Here is a 13,733-nt window from a genome sequence, read left to right as displayed (position 1 = left end):
CGGATAACCTCGACCCCGTGGACCCTAAGACCCGGAACCGGATCATGGCCGGTGTGCTCGTGCTGATGTTCGTCGTCGTGGCGCTGGCGGCGGCGGTCAAGTAGACCGCCGCCGCCGGACGTGCCGTGCCCCGGGGCGCCGCACGTCAGGACCCGAGGGGCCCCGGCGCACGGGGCGGCCCCGGTCTACCAGGCGAACGCCTCGGGCGACGGCCCGGGACCCGGGAAGATCTCGTCCAGGGACGTCAGCACCTCCTCCGACAGCTCCAGCTCGACGGCGCGCAGCGCCGACTCCAGCTGTTCGGCCGTACGCGGGCCGACGATCGGGCCGGTGACGCCGGGACGGGTCAGCAGCCAGGCCAGCGCCGCCTCGCCCGGCTCCAGGCCGTGCTTGTCGAGCAGGTCCTCGTACGACTGGATCTGCGCGCGGATGGTGGTGTTGGCGAGGGAGTCCGCGGCCCGGCCGCTCGCCCGGCGTCCGCCCTGCGCCTCCTTCTTGATCACCCCGCCGAGCAGTCCGCCGTGCAGCGGCGACCAGGGGATGACCCCGAGCCCGTACTCCTGCGCCGCCGGGATGACCTCCATCTCGGCGCGGCGCTCGGCGAGGTTGTAGAGGCACTGCTCGCTGACCAGGCCGTAGCTGCCGCGGCGGGCGGCGGCCTCGTTGGCCTGGGCGATCTTGTAGCCGGGGAAGTTGGAGGACCCGGCGTAAAGGATCTTGCCCTGCTGCACCAGCACGTCGATCGCCTGCCAGATCTCCTCGAAGGGAGTGCTGCGGTCGACGTGGTGGAACTGGTAGAGGTCGATGTAGTCGGTCTGCAAGCGCTTCAGGCTGGCGTCGACGGCGCGCCGGATGTTCACCGCGGAGAGCTTGTCGTGGTTGGGCCAGGCGTCACCGTCGGCGGCCATGTTCCCGTACACCTTGGTGGCGAGCACGACCTTGTCGCGGCGCTCGCCGCCCTTGGCGAACCAGCTGCCGATGATCTCTTCGGTACGGCCCTTGTTCTCGCCCCAGCCGTACACGTTCGCCGTATCCACGAAATTCAGTCCCGCGTCCAGCGCCGAGTCCAGGATCGCGTGACTGGTGGGTTCGTCGGTCTGAGGTCCGAAGTTCATGGTGCCGAGGACGAGCCGGCTGACCTTGAGTCCCGTGCGTCCGAGCTGCGTGTACTCCATGGTCCCCAAGCCAACGCGCTGGAGTGCGCTCCAGGCAAGGGTGGCAGGGCGGGCGGCGCGGTCAGTCGCGCGGGAAATCACCGGTCGCGAGGGTGAGGCCGGTGCCGCTCACGGTCAGTTCCACGTCTCCGCCGAAGGCGACGGTGGTCTCCGTGACGTAGTCGCCGTTCTTGGGCTGGGTGTGGACGTGGCACTTGCCGGTGTACGGATCCACGATGAGGTAGACCGGGACTTCGGCGCAGGCGTAGGCGCTCTTCTTGGGTCCGTAGTCGTTCGGGGCCGTCGCCTTGGAGAGCACTTCGGCGACGAATTCGATGTCCTGGGTGAGCCAGTGCCCCGTCGCGTCCTGCCGCGCCCCGTCGCGCAGTTTCGCCACGTCGGGGCAGAAGCCGTTGCGGTGGCCCGGGAAGTCGATCCGTACGTCGGACAGGACCAGGGCGTCCATGCCGAACGTGTCGTCCAGGGCGTGGACGATCCTGCGGATGATCATCCAGTGAGTGCTCCGCTGCGGCACCATGAAGACGGCCCCCTCGACGACCTCTGCCTTGAATCCCTCGGGGGCGGCGCGCTCGATGGACTCGAACAGCGCGTCCAGAGTCGGCTCGCCGTTGTCGTCGGCCATCTCGATCCTGTCTTCAAGGACGGTCATCGTGGCGCTCCTCCCCGGTCGTGACTCGGTCGAGTGCGGTCGCGAGGTACAACGATACGCACGGTCGCGAGGTCTCCAAGGGACCGCGCGCTGCCCGGCCCGGTTGTCCGGTCAGGCGGTGACGGCGTAGGGCGCGCCGAGGCCCCATGCCTGGTGCATCGCCGTCGCGAATCCCTCCGCGATCTTGTGTTCGCCGCTCGCGTTCGGGTGGGTGCCGTCGTACGTGTCCAGGTGGATGTCGTACGAGGCGGGCGGCGACGCCAGCAGGAGGGGGGAGCGGGGCTCGTCCAGGTCGGCGACGGCCTTGGCCAGCAGGACGTTGAAGGCGGCGACCTCGGCGGCGAACGGCGCGTCGGACTCCGCGCGCACGTTGGGTATCACCGGCAGGAGGACCATCCGGACGCGCGGGTTCGCCTCGCGGGCCTCGGCGACGAAGCGGCGCACGTTCCGCGCCGTCTGCTCCGCGTTCGTGTAGAAGCCCAGGTCGATCAGTCCGAGGGAGACCAGCAGGACGTCGGCGCGCTCGGCGCGGACCGTCTCGCGGATCAGGGGGGCCATGTGGAGCCAGCCCTCGCCCCAGCCGGCCAGGTGGGCGCGGGGGAAGTCCGGGTCGGCGTACGCGTACGAGCCGGGCGAGCCGGTCGCCGGGTCGTACAGCGTCTCGCGCGGGCCGACGATGCGGAACGGCCCGCCGTGCGCCGCGCGCAGGTGCTGCCACAACCGGTAGCGCCACGTGTGTTCGCCCGGGCTTCCGATCGTCATCGAATCGCCTACGGGCATGAACCTGAGCATCCGCTCATCATCGTCGATCACCGGGGCGGGCGGGATGTGAGGCTGACCACGCGGAGTGAACTGCGGGCACGGATGGCAGGCTTGGCGCATGCGCCGACCGTTCTCTCTCCTCGCCGGGGCCCTGCTCGCCGCCTCCGGGACCCTGCTCGCCGCGGGCCCGGCCGCGCCGGCCGCCGCCGACGACGGCGGGTTCACCATCGAGGACCCGCGGATCACCGAGTCCAGCGGGCTGGCAGCCTCGCGGCTGCACCCCGGCGTGTACTGGACCCACAACGACAGCGACGACGGACCCTACCTGTACGCGGTCGACAGCCGGACCGGGAAGACGGTCGCCACCGTCACCCTGAGCGGCATCGGCGCGCCCCGGGACGTCGAGGCCATCTCCGTCGGGCCGGGCAACCGGATCTGGGTCGGCGACATCGGTGACAACTTCGGCGGCAGGTGGGACCACGTGTGGCTCTACGAACTGCCCGAGCCGAAGAAGCTGGCGGACCGGACGATCCGTGCCACGCAGTACGTCGTGAAGTACGCGGACGGCCCCCGGGACGCCGAGGCGATGATGGTGCACCCGAAGACCGGGCGGGTCTACATCGTCTCGAAGAACGAGGACGGCGGCGGCCTGTACGAGGCACCCGCCCGGCTCTCCGCCTCCGGCACGAACGTCTTCCGGCGCGTCGCCGACATCGGCCTGTGGACCACCGACGGGGCGTTCTCCCCGGACGGGAAGCAGCTCGCCGTGCGCGGCTACCTCGGCGGCATCGCCTACCGGTGGAACGGCGGGAAGCCCGAGCGGGAGGCGGGGCTCGACGTGCCGTTGCAGGGCCAGGGTGAGTCCGTCACCTACACCGCCGACGGGTCCCGGCTGATGTACGGGACGGAGGGGGAGCGGAGCGCGGTGCAGTCCGGCGACGTACCGGGGTCCGGGGACGGCAAGTCCCCCTCCGGGGGCGGCGGTTCGGCGGACGGCAAGAGCGACGGGGACGGCGGGGCGGCCGGTGGTTCCAGGGTCGGCACCGGCGCCGTCGTCGTGGTGGCGCTCGCGGCGGCGGCGGTGTTCGGCGGCCGCCGGCTGCGCCGCCGGCGGTGAGCGCCCCGGCGTCACCGGGCCAGGGGGCACGGGAGGGTGGGGTCCGTGCGGTTCGGGGAGCAGGTGACCAGCGCCAGGGAGAGGTATGAGGGGCGTTCCAGATAGAAGCCCCACGACAGGTCACCGCCCGACCTCAGCCCCTCCGCCGCCGACGTGACGAGGCCGGCCAGGTGACCGGCGTCGCGCTGCGCCTCGGAGGTGAACCGGGTTGCGTACTCGGCCAGTCGGGCATCGAGCCACGCGGCCGCCTGTCCCGGTTCCGGCCAGGTGCCGCGGACCAGCGAGGGCGGTTTGACGAGCCAGTACGCGGTTTCCAGCGGGGGCAGGTCGCAGACCGGGAACTCCGCGGCCACGGCGCGGTACCGCTGGATCAGTTCGGGTCGGGCGTCGGGCGGTGGGGGCTCGGGGTGGGGCGGCCTGCGGAGCGCTTCCTGGTCGAAGCGGTCCTTCGGGCCGGTCCACAGATATCCGTGGTGGTGCACGGGAGTCCTGTCCGGTGTGCCGTCTCGGCGGTCGCGAGACCCCGGCCGTCCCTGGCGGATCGCGTACGTACCAGGGCCGGCCGGGGCGGGAAGAGGGGTGGTTCAGCTGGTCAGGCCGAACCGCGCGGGGTCGATCCCGGCCGCACCCAGTTCCCCGGTGGTGAACCGCAGCGGCTCCTTGTCGGGGCGCTTGCTGTCGCCGAGGGCCCAGGCGTCCTCACCGATCCGGGCCAGGGTCACGCACCCCTCGGTACAGGGGCCCCCGCACGCCTGCTTGAACGAGGCCGAGGGGAGATCGAGCGCGTAGAGGTCGCTTCCTTGCTGCATGATGGTGCCTTTCCGTATCGCCTATGTAACCGGCCGTTTGCACTGCGTGATCACCGTAGGTGGCGGCAGTTCGGGAAGGCGCGAAATATTCTCCGTTATTCTCGCGCGACTACTCGGCATGCGTGGACGTGCACTCAGCGGAGTCGAGATGCTTGGTGCACGGAGATCGTCGCGACCGAAGGGGATCGCATGGCGCGCAGGCTGCGTTTCAACGGGACTGGCAGTGACATCAGCGGATGTCCGTCCTTGCACGAGGACTTGGACACCGGGGAAGTCGTCGTGCACGGGCCCCCGCTGTCCGACCCCGACGACGTCGCGCAGCTTCGGCACCTCTCTGCGGGTGAGGTCGCGGTCGTGGTTCCGCGGGACCTGCTCGTCGACTGGTCGCCGAAGGGGCGGGCGCGGCAGGCGCGGACGATCGACCTCGATGAGTTCAACGGCCTGTTCGCCAGGTTCGAGCACACCGCGTGGCGGCTGGAGACGCGTCGGCGCTACGCGAGTGACGAGGCGACGGACCGCTGGGGCCGGTTCGTCGAGACCGGAACGGTCGGGGACGACTCGGTGTTGGGCGCGGAGCACAATAGATTCGGCGACATGATCCGCGCGCAGACCGCGCAGGGAAAGCGGATCGAACGAGTGCGCATCGTGGACCGGCCCCCCACGACCGGTCAGCTCTATCTCCTCGACAGTGCCAGGTGGAACATCGGCAACGGTGAGGACATCCGCAACCTGTGGCGGGACGACGCGGACCGACTCCGGCTTCCCGCCGAGGACTTCTGGTTGTTCGACAGCCGTCTCATCGCCCTCCTGCGGTTCGATCGCGACGACCAGCTCACCCACGTGGACCTGATCACGGAACCCGCGGAGGTGGTGCGCTGCTCCATGGTGCGAGATGCTGCATGGCACCACGCCGTGTCGCGACAGCGGTTCATGGCGCAGATGCGCAACGACGGGTAAGGGCGAGAACGGTACAGGTGAGCACCGACTATCAGAGGGCGCGCGAGGAACTGGGCCGCAGGCTGCGGGAGTTGCGCATGGAGTGCCCAGGTGGTCGGCTCACCGGTGACCAGCTCGCGCAGCGGCTTGGCTGGCAGCAGTCGAAGGTCAGCAAGCTGGAGAACGGCCGGCAGACGCCCACGGACGACGACCTGCGGGCCTGGGCCGAGGCGACCTGCCAGGCCGCCGCCTTCGGTGAACTGCGCGCACGACTCAAGGGGTTCGAGAGCCACATCCGCTCCTGGCGACGTCAGCTCGCGGCCGGGCACGGCCCCGTGCAGGAGACCTGGAACACCCTCACCTCCAACGCTCGGAGCATGCACGCGCTCAGTAACGCCGCCGTCAGCGGGATGCTTCAGACGGCCGAGTATGCCCGCTACGTCTTCGAGCACCACGCCGTACTCCAGAATGCGCCACGGGACACGGAGAGCGCGGTACGGGGGCGTATGAAACGACAGGAGTGGTTGTACCGGCCGGGCAAGCGGTTGAACCTTCTCATGCACGAGAGTGTGCTGTGGGCCCGGATCTGTCCGCCGGAGGTACTGGCCGCTCAACTCGACCGACTGCTCGGCGTGGTGGGCATGGACACCGTGCGCATGGGGATCCTGCCGCTCGATGCCCAGCTGCGGACGGCGCTGGGCAATTCGTTCTGCATGCTGGACGAGCGCCTGGTCGTCGTCGAGGACTGGCACGCCGAACTCTGGCTGGACGATGCCGAAACGATTGTTCTGTACCGGCGCGTCTGGGACACGCTGGCGGAGTCGGCCGTCTTCGGAACCGACGCCCAGCAGGTGATCGCTCGCGTCCGGCGGGGGATCAGGGTCTGAGGACGAAGGGGCCCCGCCAACCGTCCCCGCAACCGCGGATTTCGTCCGCTCACTTGACGTGTCCACAGTCGATACGTTCGATAGAGGCACGCGGTCTTGTGGGAGCGCTCCCACTCGGTTCCGGAGCCGCGTCCCTCCCCGGAAGGGACCAGCGACATGCGCCTCACGTATCCGAAGCGCCTCACGCGCCTCGTCCGCAGAGCCCTCACGGCGGTCGCCGCCGTGTGCGCGCTCGTGCTGCCGCTCGCGGTCGCCCAGACCGCGCACGCCGCGGCCACCGCGCCCGGTGCCGGTTACTGGCACACCAGCGGCCGGCAGATCCTGGACGCCGACGGCCGGGCCGTACGCATCGCCGGCATCAACTGGTTCGGCTTCGAGACCGGCAACCACGTGGTCCACGGCCTCTGGTCGCGCGACTACAAGAGCATGATCGACCAGATGAAGACGCTGGGCTACAACACCATCCGGCTGCCCTACAGCGACGACATCTTCAAGAGCGGGACCGTCCCCACGGGCATCGACTTCTCCGCAGGCAAGAACGCTGACCTCCAGGGGCTCAGCTCCCTCCAGGTCATGGACAAGCTCGTGGCGTACGCGGGCCAGGACGGCCTGAAGGTCATCCTGGACCGGCACCGGCCGGATTCGGGCGGCCAGTCCGCGCTCTGGTACACCGCCGCCGTCCCGGAGTCGACCTGGATCGCCAACCTCAAGGCGCTGGCGACGCGTTACGCCGGCCAGGACGCCGTCATCGGCATCGACCTGCACAACGAGCCGCACGACCCGGCCTGCTGGGGCTGCGGCGACCAGGCGACGGACTGGCGGCTCGCCGCGCAGCGCGCCGGCAACGCGGTCCTGGCCGTGAACCCCAGCCTGCTGATCTTCGTGGAGGGGGTGCAGACGTTCGCCGGGGTCTCCGGATGGTGGGGCGGCAACCTGATGGGCGTCGCGCAGTACCCGGTGCAACTGGACGTGGCGAACCGGGTCGTCTACTCCGCCCACGACTACGCCACCAGCGTCGCCCAGCAGAGCTGGTTCAGCGATCCGTCGTTCCCCGCCAACATGCCGGGCGTCTGGGACAAGTACTGGGGCTACATCTTCAAGCAGAACATCGCGCCGGTGTGGGTGGGCGAGTTCGGCACGAACCTCCAGTCGCCCGTGGACCAGAAGTGGCTGGCCGCACTGGTCTCCTACCTGCGGCCGACCGCCACCGCCGGGGCCGACAGCTTCTCCTGGACCTTCTGGTCGTGGAACCCCAACTCCGGTGACACCGGCGGGATCCTGAAGGACGACTGGACGAGCGTCGACACGGTCAAGGACGGCTACCTGGCGAGCATCAAGGCGCCCGGCTTCCCCGCCGGTGGCGGTGGCGGTGGCGGCGGGGGCGGCGGTGGGACCACCCCGGCGTGCACCGCCGCCTACACCGTCAGCAGCGACTGGGGCGGCGGCTTCAACGCCGAGGTGAAGGTGACCAACACGGGTACCACCGCGATCAACTCGTGGCGATTGACGTGGACCTGGAGCGGCGCCCAGAAGGTCACCAGCATGTGGAACGCCTCGTACACCCAGAGCGGCGCGAGCGTCACCGCGTCCAGTGCGGCACACAACGGCGCGCTCGCGGCGGGCGGTTCGGCGAGCTTCGGGTTCGGGGGTGCCCCGGGTGGCGGGAGCGTGCCGACGGTGAGCTGCTCGGCGGCCTGACCGGAACGGCGGCCCTCCGGGGCAAACCCGGGGTCACGGTCTGAGGACGTACGGCCGTACGACGTCCTCGTCCGTCTCCCAGGCGGGTGGCCGGGGGCGGTCCGGGGTCTGCTGCCAGCACGGCTCCTCACGCGGGAAGGGGAGTCGTCGGCCGCAGGCCCAGGACCGCCTGGACCAGCGCCGCCAGCGGGCCTCGTAGGGGCTTGGCAGCCGCCACACGTACGGGTCGGGCGTCCGCACCTCCCGTGCGAGGTGCCGGTCGTCCACCTCGGTGACGCGGGGTCTGCGTCGGGCCATCAGGCGGGCCACCCGGTCACGAAGGCGACGGAACATGTGTACCCCCCGGCCTCTGCGTCGTCGGGAGCGCGAACCGGGCCCACACGCACTTGGCGTGCGGCTCCCGTCGGCACCCCCACGAGTCGGCCAGCGCCGCCACGAGCGCGAGGCCGCGTCCGCCCTCCTCGTCCGGGGACGGGTCGTGCGGGGCGGGGAGCCTGTCCCGGTCCGGGTCGGACACCTCCAGGACCAGTGCCGGACCGTGCAGGACGAGCGTGACCCGCACCTCGGCGCAGGAGACCCGGCAGTGGGTCACCGCGTTGGTGACGAGTTCGTTCGCCAGGAGTGCGACGTCCTGGGCGAGTTCGCCCGCGATCCCCCAGTCCGCGAGGGCCTTGAGTAAGTGCCGGCGGGCCGTCGGCACGTGCCTGCGGTGCTTGGGGATGCGGAAGGTTTCGGTGGGGGGCATGACCGGAAGGTACGGCCGTATTCAGCGCGAGTGCAACGGATTCGGGTGAATGCATTCAGTCGTGCACTCGATCGAGTGATCTCTTCGCGAAATCGTCGGCCCATGTGGCATCTTGGCCGGAGAAGAGGGGAGATCCATGCCCGCAGGTGGACGGCCGACGGTACGCAGCAGGCGTTTGGGAACTGCGCTCAGGCGGTACCGGCTCGCCGCGAAGTACGACCAGCCGAAGGCCGCCGAGGTGATCGCGGCAAGCCAGGCCAGGATCAGCCGCCTTGAGAGCGGGACTGTCACCGCCCGTGTCATCGAGGTGCGGTTGCTGCTGGACGCGTACGGCGTCGAGGACCCGGAAGTGCGCTCCAAACTGGAGGAGTTGGCCAAGCACTCCAAGAACCGGGGCTGGTGGCTGGAGCATGCGGAACATCTGCGGCCGGACTACCTGGACCACATCGCGTTGGAGGACGACGCGACCTACATTCGACAGTGGCAACCCGCCCTCATTCCCGGCTTGTTGCAGACCCCGGCCTACGCGGAAGCGATCATCGAGGCTGGTCCTGGCTACATCGCTCCGGAGGTGCTGGAGCAGTTGGTGAAGGTCAGGGAAGGGCGCCAGGCGAAGATCGGAGAGGGCGGGGCCTCGTACACCGCCATCTTCTGGGAGGTCGCCGTCGCGCACCCCCTGGTGAGCCTCGAAACCCACCGGGAGCAACTGTCCGCGATCCTGGCGGCCATGAGGAGGCAGAACGTCACTGTGCAGGTTCTGCCGCTCGGTGCGGGAGTGCTGGTGGGCTCGATCCCGGCGTTCTCGTCGTTCAGTTTCGACTCGGAGCCCACTGTCGAGGCCGTGGCCATGGAGAACCTGCGAGGCACGTCGGTACTCGAAGCGCCGGATGATCTCGCGGCTTACGGCAACGCGTTCGACCTACTACGATCGGCGGCACTGGCACCGGAGGAGAGCGCGCGACTCATCCGGGACGTACTGCGGAGCATGAAGGAAGAATGATGGTGACCGAGGTTGTGGGCTCCTTTCGGAAGTCGTCGTACTCCGCCCAGCAGGGGGACTGTGTAGAGGTCGCCCCCACCGCCGACCGCGGCCGAGCCGTCCGTGACAGCAAGCGGCAGGACGGCCCCCTCCTCACCGTCTCCCGTGAGGGATGGCAGGCGTTCCTCCGGCAGTTCTGACGCACGACGACGAAGGGCGCCCCGCGGTTCTCCCGCCGGGCGCCCTTCGTCGTCGTACTGCGTGGGGTTACAGCTTCTCGATCACGTAGTCGACGCACTTCGTCAGCGCCTCGACGTCCGCCGGGTCGATCGCCGGGAACATGGCGACGCGGAGCTGGTTGCGGCCGAGCTTGCGGTAGGGCTCGGTGTCCACGATGCCGTTGGCGCGCAGCACCTTGGCGACGGCGGCGGCGTCGATCTCGTCCGAGAAGTCGATCGTGCCGATGACCTGGGAGCGCTTGGCCGGGTCGGTGACGAACGGGGTCGCGTGCTTCGACTCCTCCGCCCAGCCGTACAGGCGGGACGAGGAGTCCTTCGTACGGGCCGTGGACCAGTCCAGGCCGCCCTGGCCGTTGATCCACTCCAGCTGCTCGTTCAGCAGGAAGAGGGTGGCCAGCGCCGGGGTGTTGTACGTCTGGTTCTTGCGGGAGTTGTCGATCGCCGTCGGCAGCGAGAAGAACTCCGGCACGTGACGCCCGCTCGCGTGGACGCGCTCGGCGCGCTCGATCGCGGCGGGGGAGAAGACGCCGATCCACAGGCCGCCGTCGGAGGCGAAGGACTTCTGCGGGGCGAAGTAGTAGACGTCCGTCTCGGCGATGTCGACGGGCAGGCCGCCGGCGCCGCTCGTCGCGTCCACGAGGACCAGGGAGCCCTCGTCGGCGCCCGCGACCCGCTTGATCGGGGCGGCGACACCGGTGGAGGTCTCGTTGTGGGTGAACGCGTAGACGTCCACGCCCGCCTCGGCGGCCGGCTCGGGGTGCGTGCCCGGGTCGCTGGCGATCACGGTGGGCTCGGCCAGCCAGGGAGCGAGCTTCGACGCCTTCGCGAACTTCGACGAGAACTCGCCGAAGTTCAGGTGCTGCGACTTGTTCTCGATGAGGCCGTGGGTCGCGACGTCCCAGAACGCGGTGGAGCCGCCGTTGCCGAGGACGACCTCGTAGCCCTCGGGCAGCGAGAACAGCTCGCTCACGCCCTCGCGGACCTTGCCGACCAGGTTCTTGACCGGAGCCTGGCGGTGGGAGGTGCCCAGCAGGGAGGTGCCGGTGGCGGCCAGGGCGTCCAGCGCCTCTGTCCGCACCTTGGAGGGACCCGCGCCGAAACGTCCGTCAGCGGGCTTGATGTCGGAGGGAATCTGGATCTCAGCCACGGCCGGAGCCTAGCCGTTTCCGCAAACGCGGGTGAAACGTCGTCCGTCGGGTGAGACGAGGGGGGCGGCCCCGCGGGGGTCTCGCCCCCCTCCGGCCCTGCCCGTCCCGTCCCGTGGGGGCTGCATCCCCGCGTCGCGCCGCGCGCCCGTCCTCAGACGTCGGACCGGCCGGAACCGGTCCGCAGGCGCACCGGCAGTTCGAAGAGGTCGTTCTGGGTGACCACGGGCTTGTTGCGGAGGGAGTCCGCGGGGACCGCGAGGTCGAGGTCGGGGAAGCGCTCGTAGAGGGCGGGCAGGGCGACGCCCGCCTCCAGGCGGGAGAGCGCGGCGCCGGGGCACACGTGCGGCCCGTGGCCGAACGAGATGTGCCGGTTCGCGGACGTGCGGGTGATGTCGAAGTCGCCCGCCGTGGGCCCGTGCGCCTGCTCGTCGCGCCCGATCGCCCCGTACGACACGATGAGCGCGTCACCCGCCGGGATGACCCGGTCCCCGACGGGGACGTCCTCGGTCGCGAAGCGGATCAGGACGTGCGAGGTCGGCGTCGCGTACCGCAGGGTCTCCTCGACGACCGCGGACCAGTCGGCCGCACCCGACAGGACGAGCGCGCGCTGCTCCGGATGGGTGGACAGGTTCACCACCGCGTTGACGATCAGGGAGATCGTCGTCTCGTGGCCCGCGGCGACCATCAGCTGGAGGGTGGAGACGATCTCCTCGTCGGTGAGGTGGTCCCCGTCCTCCGAGGCGAGGATCAGCGCGCTGGTGAGGTCGTCGCCCGGCGCCTCCCGCTTCGCCGCGACGGTCTCCGCCATGATCCCGGCCAGCTCGGTGAGCGTGGCGATGACCTCCGCGGGCGGGGTCTGGGTGGAGAAGAACTTCTCGAACAGCACCTTCAGCCGGGGCAGCTTCGCCTCGTCGATGCCCATGAGGTCGGCGACGACGTACATCGGCAGCGGGTAGGCGAACGCGGCCTTCAGATCGACGACGTCGCCGGCGGAGCCGGCCAGCCCGTCGAGGAGCCCCTCGGTCAGCTCGGCGATCCGCCCGCGCATCCGCTCCACGCGGCGGGGCGTGAGGGCCTGCGCGACGAGCGTGCGCATCCGCCGGTGGTCGGCGCCGTCCACGGTGAGCATGGAGCGGCCCGGGTTGACGAGCCCGATCAGCGGCCAGTCGGGGGCTATCTCGCCGCGCTGCCAAGCGCCCCAGACGTTGATGTCCTTCACCAGCCGGGGGTCGGTGAGCAGCGCGCGGGCCTCGGCGTGACGGGTGACCGCCCACACCGGGACGCCGCCGGGCAGCTCCACGGCGGCCAGCGGTCCCGCCTCGCGCAGCCGGGCGCTCTCACCGTCGAGGTCGGTGACGAAGGGGTCCAGGACGATACGCGTGGTCTCGGCGTCGGCCGGACTCGTCTGGGTGGTCATGCGGGCGTGCCTCCAAGGGCCGGGGTCGGGGTGAACCGCACAGGGAGCTCGCTGAGCCCGCGCAGCCAGGGCGACGGGCGGCGGGAGAGGGCGTCCGCGGGGACGGCGAGGTCGATGTCCGGCAGCCGGTCCAGGACGACCTCGATCCCGGTCCGCGCGATGACCTCGGCGACCTCCTGGGCCGGGAACGGGCAGCGGTGCTCACCGTGGCCGAAGGAGAAGTGGGCGTTGTTGCCGCCGGTCAGGGCGGACCCGTCGGTGCGGACCTGCGGGTCGGAGTTGGCACCCTGGAGGCCGAGCAGCAGCAGGTCCCCGGCGCGGACGCGGCGGCCGCCGAGCTGGGTGTCGCGGGAGGCCCAGCGGCCCGCCACGTTCTGGGTGGGGGTGTCCTCCCACAGGACCTCGTTCATGGCCTCGGCGACGCTGTTGCGGCCGCCGAACAGCGAGGCCGCGAAGCGCGCGTCCGTGAGCATCAGGCGCAGCGAGTTCCCGATCCAGTCCGCGGTCGGCTGGTGGCCCGCGGCCATCATGACCATCAGGTCCTGCACGATCTCCTCGTCCGTGAACCCGGAGGGGTCCGCGAGCATGCGGGAGACCACGTCGTGCGCGGGCTCGGCCTTGCGGTCGGCGAGCAGCCGGGCCATGGAGGAGGCGAGGTGCCGCTGGCCCTCCAGCGCGCCCTCGCGTCCGTTGATCATGTCGTTCAGGGCGGTGACCAGGCCCGGCCCCTCCTCGTCGGAGAAGCCGTACAGCCGGGCCAGTACGCGGACCGGCAGCAGCGCCGCGTAGTCCCCGACGATGTCCGTCTCGCCCTTGGCGCAGACCGCGTCGATCAGCTCGTCGGCGAACTTCTCGGCGTGGGCGCGCAGTTCGAAGGGGTCGACGCCCTCGAGCGCGTTGCTGATCATCGCGGCGCGTTCGCGGTGCCGTTCGCCGACCGTGTAGAGGATCGAGGGCTGCTTGCGGCCGATCATCGGCAGCAGCGGCCAGTCGTCGGGGATGCGGTCCCACTGGTTCCACAGCTCGGAGTCCCGGCTGAACAGCACGGGGTCGCCGGTCACCTGGTGCAGCTCGCGGTAGCCGAGGACCAGCCACGCCGGGATGTCGCCGTCGAGGACCACCGGGGTCACGGCGCCGTGTTCGCGCCGCAGCTCCCGGTACATCGCTGCGGG

Annotated in this window: 16 protein-coding genes; 6 read left to right on the top strand and 10 right to left on the bottom strand. The window is 70.5% G+C overall.

All coding sequences use genetic code 11. From position 1 onward, the window contains the following. Positions 1–185 precede the first annotated feature (185 nt). From ACFYP4_RS26795 to ACFYP4_RS26785, 3 genes are all read right to left on the bottom strand, one after another. Complete coding sequence (locus tag ACFYP4_RS26795) at positions 186–1,175, bottom strand: aldo/keto reductase (protein WP_388788689.1); 990 nt, start codon at positions 1,173–1,175, stop codon at positions 186–188. A gap of 61 nt (positions 1,176–1,236) precedes the next feature. Then, positions 1,237–1,824, bottom strand: coding sequence for a Uma2 family endonuclease (locus ACFYP4_RS26790; RefSeq protein ID WP_358853973.1), 588 nt, complete (start codon positions 1,822–1,824; stop codon positions 1,237–1,239). Between the two features lie 111 nt (positions 1,825–1,935). Continuing rightward, complete coding sequence (locus tag ACFYP4_RS26785) at positions 1,936–2,616, bottom strand: SGNH/GDSL hydrolase family protein (protein WP_358853972.1); 681 nt, start codon at positions 2,614–2,616, stop codon at positions 1,936–1,938. 88 nt (positions 2,617–2,704) lie between these two features. On the opposite strand from ACFYP4_RS26785, the gene ACFYP4_RS26780 reads away from it, so the two are divergent. Next, on the top strand, positions 2,705–3,703 hold the full coding sequence (locus ACFYP4_RS26780) for a WD40 repeat domain-containing protein (protein WP_388788685.1): 999 nt from the start codon (positions 2,705–2,707) through the stop codon (positions 3,701–3,703). A gap of 11 nt (positions 3,704–3,714) precedes the next feature. Here ACFYP4_RS26780 and ACFYP4_RS26775 read toward each other — a convergent pair whose 3' ends face one another. Further along, the gene (locus ACFYP4_RS26775; protein ID WP_358853970.1) at positions 3,715–4,185 is read right to left on the bottom strand and encodes a hypothetical protein; all 471 of its coding nucleotides are present in this window, start codon (positions 4,183–4,185) and stop codon (positions 3,715–3,717) included. A 102-nt stretch (positions 4,186–4,287) separates the two neighbouring features. After that, positions 4,288–4,512, bottom strand: a complete 225-nt coding sequence (locus ACFYP4_RS26770; RefSeq protein ID WP_388788682.1) for a DUF397 domain-containing protein — start codon at positions 4,510–4,512, stop codon at positions 4,288–4,290. Positions 4,513–4,701: 189 nt separating this feature from the next. Here ACFYP4_RS26770 and ACFYP4_RS26765 point away from each other — a divergent pair, with 189 nt between their 5' ends. From ACFYP4_RS26765 to ACFYP4_RS26755, 3 genes are all read left to right on the top strand, one after another. Continuing rightward, complete coding sequence (locus ACFYP4_RS26765) at positions 4,702–5,469, top strand: DUF6879 family protein (RefSeq protein ID WP_388788679.1); 768 nt, start codon at positions 4,702–4,704, stop codon at positions 5,467–5,469. A gap of 17 nt (positions 5,470–5,486) precedes the next feature. Continuing rightward, positions 5,487–6,335, top strand: coding sequence for a helix-turn-helix domain-containing protein (locus tag ACFYP4_RS26760; RefSeq protein WP_388788676.1), 849 nt, complete (start codon positions 5,487–5,489; stop codon positions 6,333–6,335). Positions 6,336–6,491: 156 nt separating this feature from the next. Next, positions 6,492–8,033 (top strand): cellulase family glycosylhydrolase, encoded by a 1,542-nt coding sequence (locus ACFYP4_RS26755; RefSeq protein ID WP_388788673.1) that lies wholly within the window; start codon positions 6,492–6,494, stop codon positions 8,031–8,033. 33 nt (positions 8,034–8,066) lie between these two features. On the opposite strand, the gene ACFYP4_RS26750 is transcribed toward ACFYP4_RS26755, so the two are convergent. After that, positions 8,067–8,330, bottom strand: coding sequence for a hypothetical protein (locus ACFYP4_RS26750; RefSeq protein ID WP_358853965.1), 264 nt, complete (start codon positions 8,328–8,330; stop codon positions 8,067–8,069). A 16-nt stretch (positions 8,331–8,346) separates the two neighbouring features. Continuing rightward, positions 8,347–8,778, bottom strand: a complete 432-nt coding sequence (locus ACFYP4_RS26745) for an ATP-binding protein (protein ID WP_388788670.1) — start codon at positions 8,776–8,778, stop codon at positions 8,347–8,349. Positions 8,779–8,914: 136 nt separating this feature from the next. Here ACFYP4_RS26745 and ACFYP4_RS26740 point away from each other — a divergent pair, with 136 nt between their 5' ends. Both ACFYP4_RS26740 and ACFYP4_RS26735 read left to right on the top strand, forming a co-directional pair. After that, complete coding sequence (locus tag ACFYP4_RS26740) at positions 8,915–9,778, top strand: helix-turn-helix domain-containing protein (protein WP_388788667.1); 864 nt, start codon at positions 8,915–8,917, stop codon at positions 9,776–9,778. A gap of 2 nt (positions 9,779–9,780) precedes the next feature. Continuing rightward, complete coding sequence (locus tag ACFYP4_RS26735; RefSeq protein WP_388788817.1) at positions 9,781–9,957, top strand: DUF397 domain-containing protein; 177 nt, start codon at positions 9,781–9,783, stop codon at positions 9,955–9,957. 67 nt (positions 9,958–10,024) lie between these two features. On the opposite strand, the gene serC is transcribed toward ACFYP4_RS26735, so the two are convergent. The 3 genes from serC to ACFYP4_RS26720 form a co-directional block, all read right to left on the bottom strand. Beyond that, on the bottom strand, positions 10,025–11,143 hold the full coding sequence (gene serC / locus ACFYP4_RS26730; RefSeq protein ID WP_358853962.1) for a phosphoserine transaminase: 1,119 nt from the start codon (positions 11,141–11,143) through the stop codon (positions 10,025–10,027). 152 nt (positions 11,144–11,295) lie between these two features. Continuing rightward, complete coding sequence (locus ACFYP4_RS26725) at positions 11,296–12,561, bottom strand: cytochrome P450 (protein WP_388788663.1); 1,266 nt, start codon at positions 12,559–12,561, stop codon at positions 11,296–11,298. Beyond that, complete coding sequence (locus tag ACFYP4_RS26720) at positions 12,558–13,724, bottom strand: cytochrome P450 (RefSeq protein WP_358853981.1); 1,167 nt, start codon at positions 13,722–13,724, stop codon at positions 12,558–12,560. The genes ACFYP4_RS26725 and ACFYP4_RS26720 overlap by 4 nt, the downstream gene beginning before the upstream one ends. Positions 13,725–13,733 lie beyond the last annotated feature (9 nt).

The sequence above is a fragment of the Streptomyces sp. NPDC005551 genome (assembly GCF_042871785.1).
In the GTDB taxonomy this organism is placed as follows: Bacteria; Actinomycetota; Actinomycetes; order Streptomycetales; family Streptomycetaceae; genus Streptomyces.
The sequence above is the reverse complement of the archived record's forward strand: the minus strand, read 5'-3'. Positions and strand labels throughout refer to the sequence as shown.

Coding starts and splice junctions, on each gene's coding strand:
- ACFYP4_RS26795 (WP_388788689.1), bottom strand. CDS start 1,175: ATGGAGTACACGCAGCTCGGACGCACGGGACTCAAGGTCAGCCGGCTC.
- ACFYP4_RS26790 (WP_358853973.1), bottom strand. CDS start 1,824: ATGACCGTCCTTGAAGACAGGATCGAGATGGCCGACGACAACGGCGAG.
- ACFYP4_RS26785 (WP_358853972.1), bottom strand. CDS start 2,616: ATGCTCAGGTTCATGCCCGTAGGCGATTCGATGACGATCGGAAGCCCG.
- ACFYP4_RS26780 (WP_388788685.1), top strand. CDS start 2,705: ATGCGCCGACCGTTCTCTCTCCTCGCCGGGGCCCTGCTCGCCGCCTCC.
- ACFYP4_RS26770 (WP_388788682.1), bottom strand. CDS start 4,512: ATGCAGCAAGGAAGCGACCTCTACGCGCTCGATCTCCCCTCGGCCTCG.
- ACFYP4_RS26765 (WP_388788679.1), top strand. CDS start 4,702: ATGGCGCGCAGGCTGCGTTTCAACGGGACTGGCAGTGACATCAGCGGA.
- ACFYP4_RS26755 (WP_388788673.1), top strand. CDS start 6,492: ATGCGCCTCACGTATCCGAAGCGCCTCACGCGCCTCGTCCGCAGAGCC.
- ACFYP4_RS26750 (WP_358853965.1), bottom strand. CDS start 8,330: ATGGCCCGACGCAGACCCCGCGTCACCGAGGTGGACGACCGGCACCTC.
- ACFYP4_RS26745 (WP_388788670.1), bottom strand. CDS start 8,778: ATGCCCCCCACCGAAACCTTCCGCATCCCCAAGCACCGCAGGCACGTG.
- ACFYP4_RS26740 (WP_388788667.1), top strand. CDS start 8,915: ATGCCCGCAGGTGGACGGCCGACGGTACGCAGCAGGCGTTTGGGAACT.
- ACFYP4_RS26725 (WP_388788663.1), bottom strand. CDS start 12,561: ATGACCACCCAGACGAGTCCGGCCGACGCCGAGACCACGCGTATCGTC.
- ACFYP4_RS26720 (WP_358853981.1), bottom strand. CDS start 13,724: ATGTACCGGGAGCTGCGGCGCGAACACGGCGCCGTGACCCCGGTGGTC.